The sequence below is a fragment of the Micromonospora sp. RTP1Z1 genome, from assembly GCF_033804685.1.
Lineage (GTDB): Bacteria > Actinomycetota > Actinomycetes > Mycobacteriales > Micromonosporaceae > Micromonospora.
Map to the genome: position 1 here is coordinate 17795 of NZ_JAPFQV010000031.1, position 16256 is coordinate 34050.

Annotated in this window: 14 protein-coding genes; 7 read left to right on the forward strand and 7 right to left on the reverse strand. The window is 74.9% G+C overall.

Annotated elements, in window-relative coordinates; translation table 11 throughout:
• Positions 1 to 15: 15 nt before the first annotated feature.
• Both SLP03_RS16955 and SLP03_RS16960 read right to left on the reverse strand, forming a co-directional pair.
• A complete protein-coding gene (locus tag SLP03_RS16955) occupies positions 16 to 660 on the reverse strand; it encodes a TetR/AcrR family transcriptional regulator (protein ID WP_319461568.1) in 645 nt (214 codons plus the stop codon).
• Between the two features lie 336 nt (positions 661 to 996).
• On the reverse strand, positions 997 to 1674 hold the full coding sequence (locus tag SLP03_RS16960; RefSeq protein WP_007466162.1) for a Crp/Fnr family transcriptional regulator: 678 nt from the start codon (positions 1672 to 1674) through the stop codon (positions 997 to 999).
• Between the two features lie 128 nt (positions 1675 to 1802).
• On the opposite strand from SLP03_RS16960, the gene SLP03_RS16965 reads away from it, so the two are divergent.
• The 6 genes from SLP03_RS16965 to SLP03_RS16990 all read left to right on the forward strand — a co-directional run bounded on the left by SLP03_RS16965 (position 1803) and on the right by SLP03_RS16990 (position 7109).
• On the forward strand, positions 1803 to 2465 hold the full coding sequence (locus tag SLP03_RS16965; RefSeq protein ID WP_319461569.1) for an adenosylcobinamide amidohydrolase: 663 nt from the start codon (positions 1803 to 1805) through the stop codon (positions 2463 to 2465).
• Positions 2466 to 2550: 85 nt separating this feature from the next.
• Entirely contained in the window at positions 2551 to 3723 is a 1173-nt protein-coding gene (locus SLP03_RS16970) for a CapA family protein (protein ID WP_319461570.1), read from the forward strand.
• Positions 3724 to 3793: 70 nt separating this feature from the next.
• On the forward strand, positions 3794 to 4573 hold the full coding sequence (nth, locus tag SLP03_RS16975) for an endonuclease III (protein WP_319461571.1): 780 nt from the start codon (positions 3794 to 3796) through the stop codon (positions 4571 to 4573).
• Positions 4570 to 5178 (forward strand): TlpA disulfide reductase family protein, encoded by a 609-nt coding sequence (locus SLP03_RS16980; protein ID WP_319461572.1) that lies wholly within the window; start codon positions 4570 to 4572, stop codon positions 5176 to 5178. Before nth ends, SLP03_RS16980 begins: the two co-directional genes overlap by 4 nt.
• Positions 5175 to 5867: a CoA pyrophosphatase gene (locus tag SLP03_RS16985; RefSeq protein ID WP_319461573.1), complete on the forward strand. Its 693-nt coding sequence runs from the start codon at positions 5175 to 5177 to the stop codon at positions 5865 to 5867. Before SLP03_RS16980 ends, SLP03_RS16985 begins: the two co-directional genes overlap by 4 nt.
• 63 nt (positions 5868 to 5930) lie before the next feature.
• Positions 5931 to 7109: a MarP family serine protease gene (locus tag SLP03_RS16990; RefSeq protein ID WP_319461574.1), complete on the forward strand. Its 1179-nt coding sequence runs from the start codon at positions 5931 to 5933 to the stop codon at positions 7107 to 7109.
• A gap of 36 nt (positions 7110 to 7145) precedes the next feature.
• Here the strand turns inward: SLP03_RS16990 and SLP03_RS16995 are convergent, their stop codons facing one another.
• The 4 genes from SLP03_RS16995 to eccCa form a co-directional block, all read right to left on the reverse strand.
• Positions 7146 to 7847, reverse strand: coding sequence for a phosphatase PAP2 family protein (locus SLP03_RS16995; protein ID WP_319461575.1), 702 nt, complete (start codon positions 7845 to 7847; stop codon positions 7146 to 7148).
• A gap of 51 nt (positions 7848 to 7898) precedes the next feature.
• The gene (locus SLP03_RS17000; protein WP_319461576.1) at positions 7899 to 8684 is read right to left on the reverse strand and encodes a phosphatase PAP2 family protein; all 786 of its coding nucleotides are present in this window, start codon (positions 8682 to 8684) and stop codon (positions 7899 to 7901) included.
• A gap of 77 nt (positions 8685 to 8761) precedes the next feature.
• Positions 8762 to 10087 (reverse strand): type VII secretion-associated serine protease mycosin, encoded by a 1326-nt coding sequence (gene mycP, locus SLP03_RS17005; RefSeq protein WP_319461577.1) that lies wholly within the window; start codon positions 10085 to 10087, stop codon positions 8762 to 8764.
• Between the two features lie 132 nt (positions 10088 to 10219).
• Positions 10220 to 14182 carry a type VII secretion protein EccCa gene (eccCa, locus tag SLP03_RS17010; RefSeq protein ID WP_319461578.1) on the reverse strand — a complete coding sequence of 1321 codons (3963 nt, stop codon included), beginning with the start codon at positions 14180 to 14182 and terminating at the stop codon, positions 10220 to 10222.
• A gap of 100 nt (positions 14183 to 14282) precedes the next feature.
• Between eccCa and eccD the strand changes: the two genes are divergently transcribed.
• Positions 14283 to 15686: a type VII secretion integral membrane protein EccD gene (eccD, locus tag SLP03_RS17015; protein ID WP_319461579.1), complete on the forward strand. Its 1404-nt coding sequence runs from the start codon at positions 14283 to 14285 to the stop codon at positions 15684 to 15686.
• A gap of 58 nt (positions 15687 to 15744) precedes the next feature.
• On the opposite strand, the gene SLP03_RS17020 is transcribed toward eccD, so the two are convergent.
• Positions 15745 to 16248 carry an inorganic diphosphatase gene (locus tag SLP03_RS17020; RefSeq protein WP_319461580.1) on the reverse strand — a complete coding sequence of 168 codons (504 nt, stop codon included), beginning with the start codon at positions 16246 to 16248 and terminating at the stop codon, positions 15745 to 15747.
• Positions 16249 to 16256: the final 8 nt, after the last annotated feature.

A 16256-nucleotide genomic window follows, 5' to 3' on the forward strand; every position in this document is an offset into this window, starting at 1 on the left:
ATCAGGGCGGACGGGTCAGTGCCGGTTCGTTGGGTTGAGGTCCGCTGGGTTGAGGTCCGGGGTGAGCAGGGTGGCGAGCTGGCGTTTCCAGGTGTGCAGCAGGGCGGTGCGGCGGGGCGAGTCGTCGCTGAGCAGGTTGGCCACGCCGAGCCCGCGGAGCAGGTCGAGGGTGGCCTGTACCGCCTCGCGGACGCCGGGGCGGCGCTCGTCCACGCCGAGCAGTTCGACGGTGAGCCGGTGCATCTCGCGGCCCACCCGGGCCTCCAGCGGCACCAGGGCGGCGCGCAGCTCGGTGTCGGTGCGGGCCGCCACCCAGAGTTCGAGGGCGGCGACGAAGAGCGGCCCGGTGAAGGCCGCGCCGAGCAGGTCGATCACCCGGTCCAGCCGTCGCGGGCCGGCGGGCAGGGCGTCCGCCTCGGTGCGCAGCTCCGCCGCCCGGCGTTCGGTGAGGTGGGCGACGGCGGCGGTGACCAGGGCGGCCCTGGTGGGGTAGTGGTGCAACTGGGCGCCGCGCGAGACGCCGGCCCGGTTGGCGACCACCGTGGTCGTGGTGCCGGACCAGCCGTGCTCGACCAGACACTCGACGGTCGCCTCCAGCAGCCGGGCCTGGGTGGCGCGGCTGCGCTCCTGTTGAGGGACGCGGGTCGATGTGGCGGGCACGGGGACAGCGTGCCGCCCCCGAAACAAACAGTCAAGACTGACTTTTTCCGGGCAGGCGCCCCGTGCCGCCGTCGCGGACGCTCCGCCTCCGGGCAGTGGCGACCACCGGGTGGGGTGAGGTGACTACGAAGCTGATGACGTCGGTGGATCGGGCACCTCATTCGTCGGCCGGGAGCTGGAGCGGGCCGAGCGATTCATTCACGTCATCAGCTTTGTAGCGTCCTGCACCGTGCTTCGCGCCGGCACGGACCGGCCCGACCGGCGGCCGGCGGTGTGCTTAGCAGAGCGACGACAGGGACCGCCCCGGGGGGCGGTCCCTGTCGATGTCGGGGTGGGTCAGACCCGCGCGCGGCGGGCCAGGCGCTCCGGGTCGAGGATGATGATGCTCTTGCCGTCCAGCCGCAGCCAGCCGCGCGAGGCGAAGTCGGCGAGCGCCTTGTTGACGGTCTCCCGGGAGGCGCCGACGAGCTGGGCGATCTCCTCCTGGGTCAGGTCGTGGGTCACCCGCAGCACGCCGCCGTCCCGGGTGCCGAACCGCCCGGCCATCTGGAGCAGGTTCTTGGCGACCCGCCCGGGCACGTCCGTGAAGATCAGATCGGCCAGTGAGTCGTTCGTCCGGCGCAGCCGGCGGGCCAGCACCCGTAGCAGTTGCTCGGCGATCTCCGGTCGGTTGTTCAGCCACGGCCGCAGCGCCTGCTTGCGCAGCCGCACCAGCCGGGTGTCGGTCACCGCGGTGGCCGTCGCCGTACGCGGGCCCGGGTCGAAGAGCGACAGCTCGCCGACCATGTCCGACGGCCCCATCACCGCGATCAGGTTCTGCCGGCCGTCCGCCGCGCGGCGGCCGACCTTGATCTTGCCGGACAGCAGGATGTAGAGACTGTCGCCGGGCTCACCCTCGTTGAAGACGATCTCGCCCTTGCGGACCTCGATCGTCTCCATCTCCTTGGCGAGCGCCTCGGCAGCCTCCGGGTCGACACCCTGGAAGATCCCGCTGCGGGCCAGTACCTCGTCCATGCGCACCTCCGCCAGCGCGTGCCGTCCGTCGGCCGGGTCCGCCGTCCGCTGATCCCCTCGCGCGCCGCCAGTCTAGGCGCACGTGAGCGCGAATCAGAGGTGCACCCCCGGGAACGTAGGGTCAGTCCGTGCTGAGCGAGCCCTTCCTGACCACCCGCCACGAGGACGGGTGGGACATTCCGCTGCTGGTGTGGCGGCCCGCCGAGCCGCTGCTGGCCGTCGGCACCGCCCCGCTGGGCGGCGGGATCGGCGTACGACGGTGGGTGGTCAACGCGACCGTGCCGATGTCGTACCACCGGGACGACCCGGCCGCCCACCTGGCTGAACTGGCCGACGGGCTCGGCCTGGACGGGCCCGGGGTGGGGTTGCTGACCGGGGTCGACGTGGCCGAGGTGGTGGCCCGGGCCGACACCGGCGTGCGGGCCTGGGCGACGGTCGGGCTCGGCACCCCGGTCTGGGCCGCCGAGCCGGCGCCGGCGCGGCCCGCGCAGCGGGTCGGCACGGTCAACATCGTGGTGTACGTCCCCGCCCGGCTCGGCGACGCGGCGCTGGTCAACGCCGTGGCCACCGCCACCGAGGCGAAGGCGCAGGCGATCTGGGAGCTGGGACTGCCCGCCACCGGCACCCCCACCGACGCGGTCACCGTCCTCTGCCCCGCCGACGGCGAGCCGGCCCCCTACGGCGGCCCCCGGTCGACCTGGGGCGGGCCGCTGGCCCGGGCGGTGCACGCGGCCGTGCTCGCCGGCGGCGCCGGCACCGTCGTGCCCTGGTCCGACCGCCGGACCGGCTGACCTGGCCGGCGGCGCTTCGGTGGGCCCGGTTTTCCGACCGATCGGCCCTCGTCGGAGCGTTTGCCGCCCGGTAGCGTCGCGGGCGATGTATGCTCCCGCCCCCTCCGCGTCCCGCCCGCGTCGACGCCTCACCGGCGCCCTCGGCGTGCTGCTCGTCGCGCTCCTCGCCGCCGGCTGCGCCGACGACGCCGGCGATGCGCCGGTCTGGCAGCCGGGCGCGGGCGGCGGGTCGACCGGCTCGCCGATCCCGCTCGACCCCGCCGGATCGGCGGACCCCGGACCGGGAGACGCCGCCGGAAAGACCGTCTCGCTCGCCGCGACCGGCGACGTCATCATGGGCAACGCCCCGTCCCAACTGCCGGCCGGCGGCGGCAAGGGCTTCTTCGACCAGGTCAAGGCGGCGCTCAAGGCCGACCTGGTGATGGGGAACCTGGAGGAGCCGCTCACCGAGGACACCGGCGCCGGCAAGTGCGGGCCCACGCCGAAGAACTGCTACCAGTTCCGGGCGCCCCCGGAGTACGCGGCGCACCTCCGCGAGGCCGGCTTCGAGCTGCTCAACCAGGCCAACAACCACGGCTACGACTACGGCCCCCGGGGCTACCAGAACACCCAGCGGGCACTGGACGAGCACGGTCTCAAGCACACCGGCGCGCCGGACCAGATCACCGTGGTCCAGGTGCAGGGCGTCAAGGTCGCGGTGGCCGGCTTCTCGTCGTACGTCTGGTCCAACAGCCTCGTCGACATCGAGTCGGCGAAGCGGGTGGTGGCGAAGGCGGCCACCATGGCCGACCTGGTCGTGGTGCAGGTGCACATGGGCGCCGAGGGCGCCGACCGGAGCCACGTGAAGCCGGGCACCGAGCTGTTCTTCGGCGAGAACCGAGGCGACCCGGTCCGCTTCTCGCACGCGGTGATCGATGCCGGGGCGGACCTGGTCGTCGGGCACGGGCCGCACGTGCTGCGCGGGATGGAGTTCTACCGGGGGCGGCTGATCGCGTACAGCCTGGGCAACTTCGCCGGTGGCGGCAAGTCGCTGAACAGCTCCGGCCGGCTCGGCTGGGGCGGCGTGCTGAAGGTGTCCCTGAAGCGGGACGGCGGCTTCGCCGGCGGGACGTTCACCTCGACCGCCATGAACGGCGTGGGCCAGCCGTCGATCGACGCCGGCGACCGCGGCCTCGGGCTGGTCCGGGAGGTGAGCCGGGCCGACTTCCCGAGGACCGGGGCGCGGCTCGACACCGCGGGCCGGATCACCGCGCCGTAGGCCGGGGAGGGGCGGCGGGCGCCCGCGTGGGCCCGCCGACACGTCGCCCGCTCGACGTAGGCTGGCCGGCGTGACCACCAGTTCCGCCGAGACCGATCTCGGCCGCACGCGCCGCGCCCGGCGGATCGGCCGGCTGCTGACCGAGACGCACCCCGACGCGCACTGTGAACTCGACCACTCCAACGCGTTGGAGCTCGCCGTCGCCACGATCCTCTCCGCGCAGTGCACCGACAAGAAGGTCAACGAGGTCACCCCGAAGCTCTTCGCCCGCTACCGCAGCGCTGCCGACTACGCCGGGGCGGACCGGGCCGAGCTGGAGGAGCTGATCCGGCCGACCGGTTTCTACCGGAACAAGACCAGCTCCCTGATCAACCTGGGCCGGGCCCTCTGCGAGCGGTACGGCGGCGAGGTCCCCGGCAAGCTGGCCGACCTGGTGACCCTCCCGGGGATCGGCCGCAAGACCGCGAACGTGATCCTCGGCAACGCCTTCGGCGTCCCCGGCATCACCGTCGACACCCACTTCCAACGGCTCGTGCAGCGCTGGCGGCTGACCACCGAGACCGACCCGGTCAAGATCGAGCACGTGGTAGGGGCGCTCTACCCGAAGCGCGACTGGACCATGCTGTCGCACCGGATCATCTTCCACGGCCGGCGGGTCTGCCACGCGCGCAAACCGGCCTGCGGCGCCTGCACGCTGGCGAAGCTCTGCCCGTCGTACGGGACCGGGCCGACCGAGCCGGCGGCGGCCGCCAAACTGCTCAAGGGGCCCCGGGCGCGGGACCTCGCGGCGGCCGTCGGGATCGACCCGGAGCTGGTGCCGCAGCAGGCGGTCGCGGCGGAGGTGCCGTGAACCACCGACTCGCGGCCCTGCTCGTCCCGGTGCTGCTGGCGGTCGCCGGCTGCACCGCCACCGACCAGCAGGCGGCCCCGCCGCCCGCCACCCGTGCCGAGCGCCCCTCGCCGTTCGCCGACTGCGCCACGCTGACCGCCGGGCCGGCCTCGGCCGCCCCCGCGCCCACCGCCGGGCCCGGTGAGCCGCTGCCCGAGCTGGTCCTCTCCTGCTTCACCGGGGGCACCCCGGTGAACCTGCGGGCGATGAAGGGTCCGGCGGTGGTGAACGTCTGGGCGTCCTGGTGCCCGCCCTGCCGCAAGGAGCTGCCCGCCTTCCAGCGGCTCAGCGAACGCGCCGCCGGCCGGTTCCAGGTGATCGGGGTGAACAGCCGGGACAGTCGCGGCGGGGCCCAGTCCATCGGCGAGGACTTCGGCGTCCGTTTCCCGATGCTGGTCGACCAGGGGGACGCCTTCGAGCGGGCGCTCCACCGGAACTCCTTCCCGCTCACCCTCTTCGTCGGCGCGGACGGTCGGGTCCGACACACCGACGCCACCGGCGCGCTCGACGACGCCCGGCTCACCGAGCTGGTCCGCCAGCACCTCGGCGTGGCGGTAAGCGCATGAACCGGCAACCGCCGCCGTGGCTCGATCCGCTGCTCGGCCGGCTCGGCACCGCCTGCGCCGAAGACTTCACCCGGCTCGCCACCCCGGAGAGCGGTGGCCGGGAGAGCGCCGTGCTCGTGCTGCTCGGGGAGGAGCCGGGCACCGGCCCGGACGTCCTGGTCCTCCAGCGCGCCGCCACCCTGCGCAACCACGCCGGCCAGCCGGCCTTCCCGGGCGGCGCGGCCGATCCGGAGGACGCCGACGCCAGCGCCACGGCGCTGCGCGAGGCGAACGAGGAGGTCGGGCTCGATCCGGCCAGCGTCACCGTCCTGGCCGAGCTGCCGAAGCTCTGGATCCCGGTCAGCGACTTCGTGGTCACCCCGGTGCTCGCCTGGTGGCACGCGCCGCACCCGGTGCACCCGCGGGAGCCGGCCGAGGTCGCGCACGTCGCCCGGCTGCCGATCGCCGAGCTGGTCGACCCGGACAACCGGATGCGGGTCCGCCACCCGAGCGGCTGGATCGGGCCGGCCTTCTCGGCCCGCGGCATGCTGGTCTGGGGGTTCACCGCCGGAGTGCTGGCCACACTGCTGGAGATGGGTGGCTGGGCCCGTCCGTGGCCGCGCGGCCGGGTGGTGGAGCTGCCGCCGACCGGCGCCGCCCCGGCGCCCTCGGCCGGCACCGACGCGGTCGACGAGAGCCCGGTCCGCTGACCTGACCGTCACGTTGCGCGAGCGGTGGGCCGCTTCCGTGCCGGCTGCCCGTACCCTGGACGCGTGTCCGTCGTGGATCTCGTCCTGCTCCTGCTCATGCTCGTGTTCGCGGTCAGCGGATACCGCCAGGGCTTCGCTATCGGGGCGCTGTCGCTGTCCGGTTTCTTCCTGGGCGCGCTGGTCGGCCTCCAGGTCGGCCCGCTGATCGCCCGGCAGTTCGTCGGCAGCGGGATCCGCGTGCTGATCTCCCTCGTCGCGATCTTCGGGCTCGCCGTGCTCGGTCAGGCGCTCGCCGGCTGGCTCGGCTCGCACCTGCGCAAGACGATCACCAACGAAGTGGTCAAGCGGCTCGACGACATCGGCGGGGCGATCGTGTCGCTCGTCGCCGTCATGCTGGTGGCCTGGCTGGTCGCGGTACCGCTGGGCTCCTCCGCGGTGCCCGCGGTGGCCTCCTCGATCCGGAACAGCGCGCTGCTCACCGTGATCGACCGGATCCTGCCCGACAAGGCCCAGGAGCTCTCCACCGCGCTGCGCGACACGGTCGACACCAACGGATTCCCGGACGTCTTCGGCGACCTCGCGCCGACCCGGGCCCGGCAGGTCTCCCCGCCCGACCCGGCGCTCGCCGGCTCCACGGTGGTGGCCAACAGCCAGCGGGCGGTGGTCAAGGTGCTCGGCTCCGCCCCGAGCTGCGCCCGCCGCATCGAGGGCTCCGGCTTCGTGTACGCCGACGACCGCGTGATCACCAACGCGCACGTGGTGGCCGGCACCCGCTCGGTGGCGGTCGAGCTGCGCGGCGAGCGGTACGACGGCGAGGTGGTGGTCTACGACCCGGAGCGGGACCTGGCCGTGCTGCACGTGCCCGGGCTGCCCGGTCCGTCGCTGCGCTTCGCCGCCGGGCAGGCCGGCAGCGGCGCGGACGCGATCGTGCTGGGCTTCCCCCTCGACGGCCCGTACGACGCCCGGCCCGCCCGGGTGCGGGACGTGGACCGGATCACCGGGCCGGACATCTACTCCTCCGGGGACGTGACCCGGGAGATCTACACCATCCGGGCGCTGGTGCGCAGCGGGAACTCGGGTGGCCCGCTGGTCTCGGCGAACGGGCTGGTGCTCGGGGTGATCTTCGCGGCGGCGGCCGACGACCCCAACACCGGCTTCGCGGTGACCGCCGCCGAGGCCCGGCCGGTGGCGCTGGCCGGCGCGGAGCGTACCCGGGCGGTCGGCACCGGCGACTGCACCTGAGCCGACCGGCGGCGCCCGACCGCGACGGACGCCGGGTCAGCCGCCCGCGGTTGCGGGGGCGGAAACGTCGTCACCCGAACGGGTGAGCGGCATTTTGGCCCGACCCCAGGTCAGCGTCCGGTCGAGCACCGCGCGCGCCATGATCGCCACGCAGATGCCGCCGTTGACGAACGACGCCAACACGTCGCTGGGGTGGTGCATGCCCCGGTACAGCCGGGTGACCGCGACCCCGACCGGCACCAGGACCAGCAGCGTCCACCAGGTGATCTTCGCCGGGGTGGTCTTCGCCAGCAGCGCGAGCAGCACCGCGATGCCGACGTAGAGCGCCACCGCCGCTGAGGTGTGCCCGGACGGGAAGCTGGAGGTGGGCGGCGAGACGTCCATGTGCTCGACGGCCGGCCGGCGGCGGTCGATGGCCATGGTGGTGAAGAGGAAGACCAGCGCCTGGGCGGTCACCGCGGCGCAGAGGAAGAGCGGCTCCCGCCAGCGGTGCAGCACCAGCCGCAGCACCAGCGCCACCAGCACGGTGACCACGACGATCATCTGGGTGCTCGCCAGCGTGCTGAACACCAGGGAGACGACGTTCCAGCCCGCGGTGCGGTCGCCGGCCAGCTCGCGGTTGACCGCGTCCTCCACGGTGAACGGCCAGGCCTTCGCGAGCACCCGGGTGACCAGGAGGCCCAGCGCCACCATGACGGAGAAGAGCAGGGCCAGAGGCAGCAGGACTCGCTTGGTCACTTGAACCGCGACATCGGACATGGGCGGCCCATTACCCCACCGGATGCGGAACTACGCGTGCTTGCGGCGCGCCTCGTCCGGGGCCGGTTCGGCCAGCTCCGGCTCGACCCCCTCCCGGGCGGTCCGCGCCGGCCGCCGACCGGTCCGCGTCCGCCAGGTGCGGAAGGCGGCCGCGGTCGCCGCCACCACCGCGACGCCGAGCAGCCAACCGCCCAGCACGTCGCTGGTGAAGTGCACGCCGAGGGCGATCCGGCTGACGCCGGTGACCACCGCGAGCAGGATCGCGGCGACCCACAGCGCCCAGCGCAGCGGCCGCCGGCCGCGGGTGAACGGCAGGAAGACCAGCAGCAGCACCCCGGCGGTCAGGGTGGCGTTCAGCGCGTGCCCGGACGGGAAGGAGAAGCCGGCCGCCCGGGCCACCGGGTCGAGCAGGTCCGGCCGGTGCCGGCCGACCAGCAGCTTGAGCAGCGCGCCGAGCAGCCCGCCCACCACCATCGTGGTGACCACCCAGAGGGCCAACCGCCGCGCCCGGCGGAACAGCAGCCAGCCGACCACGACGGCGGTGGCGGCCCGCAGCGGGCCGGGCGCGAACACGTCGGTCCAGAGGCTCATCAGCCGCACCCAGGCCGGATGGGCGACGGCGTACCCGTGCAGCGCGTCGGTCACCGAGGCGTCCAGCCGGTACAGCGGCGGCCAGGCCGCCAGCACCAGCAGGGCCAGCAGGGCAAACGGCACCAGCACCAGGAACGCCGCGGCGGCGGCCAGGGTGAGCCGTAGGCCCAGCGAATGGTCCGGGTCCAGCCGGCGGCCCCGCCAGGACCGCTCGGTCGTGGACATCCGACTGTGCTCGCCCGACCCGCTCATGCCCCCAGCACTACCCAACCGACGGCCCGCTCAGACCGGCCGCGCCGGGGTCACCGCTGCGACAGACGGAACCGGCGGATCATCAGCGCGGCACCGGTGACCAGGGCCACGAAGAGGGCGAGACCGGTCCAGAGCCGTTCCGGCGCGGAGTCGTCCGGCTGGCCCGCAGGCTGGGCCGTCCACCGGGTCTGCTGCTTCGGTGTGGTGAAGCTGAACGGGTCGGCGCCCCGCCCGGCCGCCCGGTCGTCCTGCCCCGATCCGGGCGCCGAGCCGAAGCCCACCACGCCGGGGGAGTCGGTGTCGTCGAGCGGGTTGCGCCCCACCGCCGGCACGTCGGCGGTAAGCGCGGCGACCGGGTCGACCATGCCGTAGCCGAAGCGGTCGTCGCGGCCGGTGGGCCCGAGGTCCTTCGCGGTGGCGATCAGCCGGTTGACCACGTCCCCGGCGGACATCTGCGGGAAGCGGGCCCGGACCAGGGCGGCGGTCGCGGCGACCAGCGGGGACGCGAAGCTGGTGCCCTGTACGCGCCAGTACCCGCCGCCGGAGCGGGCCCCGAAGAGCGCCGTCGCGGGTGCGGTGAGCACCGTCTCGTGCCCGGTGATCGAGCCGGACCAGAGATTCTGGCTGCTGCGTTCCAGGCCGGCGACGGCGAGCACGCCGGGCTCCCGGGCGGGATACCAGACCTTGGGGCTGGTCGAGGTGGCCAGGTTGCCGGTGCAGGCGACCACCACGACGTCCCGGGCGAAGGCGTAGTCGAGGGCCGCGGCCAGGGCCGGACTGTCGCCGCCGCCGCCGAGGGACAGGTTGATCACCCGGGCGCCGTTGTCGACCGCCCAGCGCACCCCCTTGGCGACGATCATCGCGTCGTCGTAGCGGTTCTCGTCGTCGAGCACCCGGACCGGGAGGATCCTGGCGTCCGGTGCCAGCCCGACCACGCCCCGGTCGTCGTCCTTGCGGCCGGCGATCAGGCCGGCGACCGTGGTGCCGTGCCCCACCGGGTCGGGCCCGTCGGCACCGTCGGGGGACACCAGGTCGACGCCGGTCAGCACCTGGCCGGCCAGGTCGGGGTGGGAACCGTCCACCCCGGAGTCGATGACCGCGACGATCACCCCCCGCCCGGTCGAGCTGCGCCAGGCCGTCCTGGCCTGCAGCTCGTCGAGCTGCCACTGCTCCTCACGGACCTGGTCGACCCGGCTTGTGGTGTCCGGCGGGGCGAGCCACGCCGGTTGCCGGCGGGCCACCGGCAGGGCGGTGACCTGCCGCGACGTGGCGACCGGGGCGGTGGCCGTACGGGCCGGAGCGGCGTGCGCGGGCGGGGCGAGCGGGACGGCGACCGTGACGGCGGCGACCGCCACACCGAGCAGCGTGCGTCCCACGAGGTGCCGGGTCGCGGTCGGAGCTCCGTGCCGATCCCTGGTCACATTCCCCAGCCATTCATCGCGACAGAAACATGCTGCTCGGAGATTACCGGGTTTCCCGTGCGTCACGCTGCAAGTCGGTGACTCCGGTCACGTCGGCGGCAGGTGGGCCAGCTGCACCAACCGGACCCCCTCCCGGCGGGTCACCAGCCGGCCCCGGCCCGGGGGCAGCGGGCCCGCCTTCACCTGACCCACGAGCGCCCCCTCCTCCGGGCCGCCCGACATCACCAGGCCGGGCGTGGAGAGCTCCCGCAACCGCTGGATGATCGGCTCGAACTGGGTCCGGCCGGCGCCGCCGGAACGGCGGGCCAGCACCAGGTGCAGCCCAACGTCCCGGGCGTGCGGCAGGTGCTCCTCCAGGGCGCGCAGCGGGTTGGTCGGCCCGCCGGCCACCAGGTCGTAGTCGTCCACCAGCACGAACAGCTCCGGCCCGGACCACCAGGACCGGCTGCGCAGCTGGGCCGGGGTCACCTCGGGTCCGGGGATCCGGCCCTGCAGATAGCCGGCCGCCGACTCGATCAGCTCGGTGGTGTGCGGGGCGGCGGTGCCGTACCCGATCAGGTGCGACGTCTCGATCGTGCCCATCAGGCTGCGCCGGTAGTCCACCAGGATCACCCGGGCCTGCTCGGGGGCGAACCGGGTGATGATCGAGGTGGCCAGCGCCCGCAGGAACGACGACTTGCCGCATTCGGCGTCGCCGAAGACCACGAAGTGCGGCTCGGTCGCGAAGTCCAGCACCACCGGGCGCAGGTCCGCCTCGGCCACCCCGACCGGGAAGGCCAGGCCGGTGGTCGCGGCGAGGTCCAGCTCGGCGTACGGCAGCGCCGGCGGGAGCAACCGGACCTCGGGGGCGGCGGGTCCGGCCCAGGCCCCGACGACCGCCTTGACCAGGTCGACCGTCTCCCCACCTAGGGCGGCGACCCGGGGTAGCGCGCCGAGGAAGTGCAGACCCTCCGCGGTGATGCCCCAGCCGGCCTGTTCCGGCACGTTCGCCGCCACCGCCCGCTTGACCACCACCGAGTCCGACGGGTCGCCGAGGCGCAGTTCGAGCCGGGAACCGAACAGGTCGCGGATCGCCGGCCGGAAGTCGGTCCAGCGCACGGAGCTGGCCACCACGTGGACGCCGTACGACAGGCCGCGGGTGGCCAGGTCGGTGACCAGCGGCTCCAGGTCCTCGTAGTCGTTGCGCAGGGTGCCCCAGCCGTCCACCACCAGGAACACGTCGCCGAACGGGTCCGTCCCCGGCTGCCCGGTGGCCAGCGCCGCCGCCCGCCGCCGACGCCACGCCGCCATCGACTCCACGCCCAGCTCGGCGAAGCGGCGTTCCCGCTCGGCGAGCAGGGCGGCGATCTCCCCGACCGTACGGCGGACCGCGGTCGGGTCCGAGCGGCCGGCCACCCCGCCGACGTGCGGCAGGTCCCGCAGTACGCCGAGCGCCCCACCGCCGAAGTCGAGGCCGTAGACCTGCGCCTCGGCCGGGGTGTGGGTGAGCGCCAGCGCGCAGATCAGCGTGCGCAGCAGGCTGGACTTGCCGCCCTGCGGCTGCCCGACCACCGCGACGTGCCCGGCCGCGCCGTCCAGGGCCAGCCAGAACAGGTCCCGGCGCTGCTCGTACGGCTTGTCGACCACCGCCACCGGCACCTGGAGGGCCCCGTGCAGCTCGGGGTTGCCGACGGTGAGCCCGCGTATCGGGTCGGGGCCGACCGGGCCGAGGAGTTCGTCGAGGGTGGGGGAGCGGTCCAGCGGCGGCAGCCACACCTGGTGGGCCGGGGGGCCCTGCCCGGCCAGCCGGCCGACCAGCAGGTCGAGCAGGGTCTCGGTGGGGGCGTCCTCCTCGGCGGCGGGCAGCGCGGCCGGGGTGGCTGGCTCCGGCACCGGCACCAGGTGGGTGGAGAAGGCCAGCAGCCGGGGTGCGCCGGCGCCTGCCGCGCCCGCCGGGCCGCCCCGGCGGCGGACCGCGCCGGAGACGTACGCGGCCTTGAAGCGGACCAGCGGGTCGGTGCCGGAGCGCAGGTACCCGTGCCCCGGGGAGCGGGGCAACTCGTGCGCGTCGGGCACGCCGAGCACCGTCCGGGACTCCAACGCGGAGAAGGTCCGCAGCCCGATCCGGTACGACAGGTGGGTATCGAGCCCCCGTAGCCGCCCCTCCTCCAGCCGCTGGCTGGCGAGCAGCAGGTGCACGCCGAGGGATCGGCCCAGCCGACCGATCTGCACGAAGAGGTCGATGAAGTCCGGCTTGGCGGAGAGCAGTTCGGAGAACTCGTCGCAGATCAGCAGCAGCGACGGCAGCGGGGCGAGCGGGGTGCCGGTCGCCCGGGCCCGCTCGTAGTCCCGGAGGCTGGCGAAGTTGCCGGCCCGGCGCAGCAGCTCCTGCCGGCGGACCAGCTCGCCGTTGATCGCGTCCACCATCCGGTCCACCAGCGGCAGCGCGTCGGCCAGGTTGGTGATCACCGCGGCGGTGTGCGGGAGGCGGTCGAACGAGGCGAAGGTCGCGCCGCCCTTGAAGTCGACCAGCACGAAGTTGAGCTGCTCCGAGCTGTGCGTGGCGGCCAGCCCGAGCACCAGCGTGCGGAGCAGCTCGGACTTGCCGGAGCCGGTGGCCCCGATGAGCAGGCCGTGTGGGCCCATGCCGTCCTGAGCGGACTCCTTGAGGTCCAGCTCGATCGCGCCACCGTCGGCGCCGACCCCGATCGGCACCCGCAGCCGGTCCCGCGCCGGCCGGGCGGCCCAGCCCTGCTCGGCGGTGAAGCTCTCCGGATCGCCGAGGCCGAGCAGCTCGGGCAGGCCCGGTTCGGCGCCGGGCGGGGCGTCCGGTCCACGTACCGTGCCGGCGAGCCGCAGCGGCGCGAGCCGGCGGGCGATCGCCTCCGCGTCGGCGAGCGCCAGCGCGTCGGCGGCGCCGACCTCGGCGGCCCCCTCGGCCGAGTGCGAGTGCAGCCGGCCGTCGCGCAGGTCGAGCAGGAGGGCGTACCGGTCGAGCAGCCGGGGTGGCGGGGTGTCCAGGTCGATGACGGTGACCGCGTCGATGCCGCCGTCGCCAACCAGGGCGGTGGCCCCGGTCAGGTCGCCCCCGTCGAGCACCACCACGACGTGCGGCCCGTCGGTGGCCGGGCCGGCCGGGCTGAACCGGGACCGGCTGGCCAGCACCTCGTCGAGGAGCCGTTCCAGCTCGGCGGCGGAGCTGGCGACGAGGCGGACCGGCCCGAGCGCGTCGGTGCGGCCCGGGTGCTGGGCGTGCGGCAGCCATTTGACCCAGTCCCAGAGCGCCCGCCGTTCCGGCCCGGCGCAGACCGCGACCAGCAGTTCGTCCGGGGCGTGGAAGACGGCCAGCTGGGCGAGCACCGCCCGGGCGAGGGCCTGCGCGGCCGCCGCGCCGGTGGCCCGCGGGTCGGCGGGAGCGCGGACGAAGACCCGCGCGAAGCTGCGCAGCGAGAGCGCCACCGGCAGGTCCGGCACCACCGCGTACGCGTCGAGGAAGCGCCGCAGCGCTCCCGCGGTCATCGGCTCCAGCTCCTCGAGCGGCCGGGTGACCGGCGGGACGAGCGGGGTGGCCAGCGTCTGCGGGCCGACCCCCACCCGGACCACCGCGAAGTCGGGGTCGCCCGGCCGGCGTTCCCAGACCCGGTGGCTGTCGACCGTGGACCAGAGCCGGCCCGGGTCGGGGTGCCGGTAGTAGAGCCCGGCCCGCTGCGCCCCGGCGGCCTGCCGGACCCGACGGCGCAGCGCGGTCAGGTGCCGCAGGTACTCCCGTCGGGCGGCCATCATCTCCGACTTCTTCGGGGTGCCGGCGGCGCTGCCCCACGAGGTGACCAGCATGGCCACCGAGGAGAGCCCGAACATGCCGCCCACCACGTACGAGTAGGCCCCACCGCCCCGGCCGAACATCATCGCCATCGCCACCGTGCCGCCGAGCATGGGCAGCACCATCAGCGCCTGCTGCCACCGCCCGCCGGCGCCGACGGGGATCTCCGGCGGCGCCTCCACCGGCAGCTCGCCGACCGGAATCTCCGGCGCGGGACGCCGCGGCGGGCGCTTGATGACGACAGTGGACACTGAGCCCTCCCATGGCTCTCGGTAACCCGAGCCTGGCTCATGGTAGGTAAAGTCCTCTCGTCCGTCAGCCACCGTTCCGGTTCGATATGGAGAAATGTCGATGACAGTCGGCCTGGCGCGGGTCACCATCAGCGCTCCCGAGCGGCGGGTGGACGTGGCCCTGCCGGAGCAGGTCCCCCTGGCCGAGCTGCTGCCGGAGGTGCTGCGGCACGCCGGCGAGGGACTGGCCGACGACGGGGAGCGGCACGGCGGCTGGGTGCTCCGGCGTGCCGACGGCGCGGTCCTGGCGACCGCGCAGGCGCTGCTGCCGCAGGGGGTGCGCGACGGCGAGGTGCTGCACCTGGTGCCGGCCCGCGCCCAGTGGCCCGAGCTGGAGTACGACGACGTGGTCGAGGCGATCGCCGACGCCGCCCGCCGCCGGGGCAGTGCCTGGTCGCCCGCCGCCACCCGAGCCGCCACGCTGGCCGGGGCGGGGGTGCCGCTCGCCGTCGGGCTGGTCGCCGTGCTGGCCGGCGGCCCCGGGCAGCGGACCGGCTGGCCGGTCGCCGCGGCCGTGGCGCTGCTGCTCGTCCTCGCCGGCACGGCCGCCTCCCGGGCGTACGCGGACGGCCCGGCCGGCGCCACCCTCGGCGGGTACGCGCTGCCGTACGGCGCCGCGGCCGGCGCCCTGGCGGTCAGCTCCGGCGACCCGATCGGCCCGTTCGGGCCGCTGCGCTGGCTGGGCGCGCCCGAGTTGCTGGCCGGCTCGGTGGCGCTGCTGCTGCTGTCGGTGTTCGGCCTGCTCGGCGTGGCCACCCGGTCCCGGGTCTTCGTGGCCGGCGCGACCGTCGGCTCGGTCGGCGCGCTCGCCGCGCTCGGCGGGCTCTTCCTCGACCCGGCGGCCACCGCGGCGGTGCTGCTCTGCGCGCTCGTCTTCGCGCTGGGCGCGCTGCCGCTGCTGGCCATCCGGCTGGGCAAGCTGCCGCTGCCGCCGATCACCCTGCCGGCCACCGGATCCGCCGGGGACGCGCCCGCGGTCCGGGACCTGCCCGACCGGGGCCGGGTCCACGCGGCGGTGGCCCGGACCGAGGAGATGCTGACCGGCATGCTGCTCGGGCACGCCGTCCTCGCGGTCGCCGCCGCGGCGGTGCTGGCCGTGGCGGGTGGGGCGGCGGGGCGGCTGCTGGTCGCGGTCGGGTCGGCCGTCCTGCTGCTGCGGTCCCGGCTCTTCGTCGCGTTGCGGCACCGGGTGCCCGCCGTGGCCGCCGGGCTGGCCGGGTTCGCCGTGCTCGGCGGGGTGCTCGCCGACCGGTCCGGCTCCGCCGGCCTGCTCGCGCTGACCGTCGGCGGGGTCGCCCTGGCCCTGGTCGCGGTGGCGGCCGGCACCAGCTACGCCCGGCGCCCGGTCTCCCCGTACCTCGGTCGGCTGGCCGACCTCACCGACACCGCGCTGGTGGTCTCCGTGGTCCCGGTGGCCTGCGCGGTGCTGGACCTCTACGACCGGGCCCGTGGCCTGCTCGGCTGACCGGACGACGCGAAGGCCCGGGTCGCCGAGCGACCCGGGCCTGTCACACGTCTGACGATCAGTGCGCGTCGCCGTGCTCGGCGGCGTCCTTGGCGCGCTGGTACGAGGCGCGGACCTCGGCCTCCGCCTCGACGCGCCCCACCCAGGTGGCGCCCTCGACCGACTTGCCGGGCTCGAGGTCCTTGTACACCTCGAAGAAGTGCTGGATCTCCAGCCGGTCGAACTCGCCGAGGTGGTGGATGTCGCGCAGGTGCTCCTGGCGCGGGTCCTCGTAGGGCACGCAGAGGACCTTGTCGTCGCCGCCCTTCTCGTCCGTCATCCGGAACATGCCGATGGTCCGGCAGCGGATCAGGCAGCCCGGGAAGGTCGGCTCGGGGACCAGCACCAGGGCGTCCAGCGGGTCGCCGTCCTCGCCCAGGGTGCCCTCGATGAAGCCGTAGTCGGCCGGGTACTGCGTGGACGTGAAGAGGGTGCGGTCCAGCCGGATCCGGCCGGTCGCGTGGTCCACCTCGTACTTGTTGCGGTGACCCTTCGGGATCTCAACCGTGACGTCGAAATCCATCTTCCACG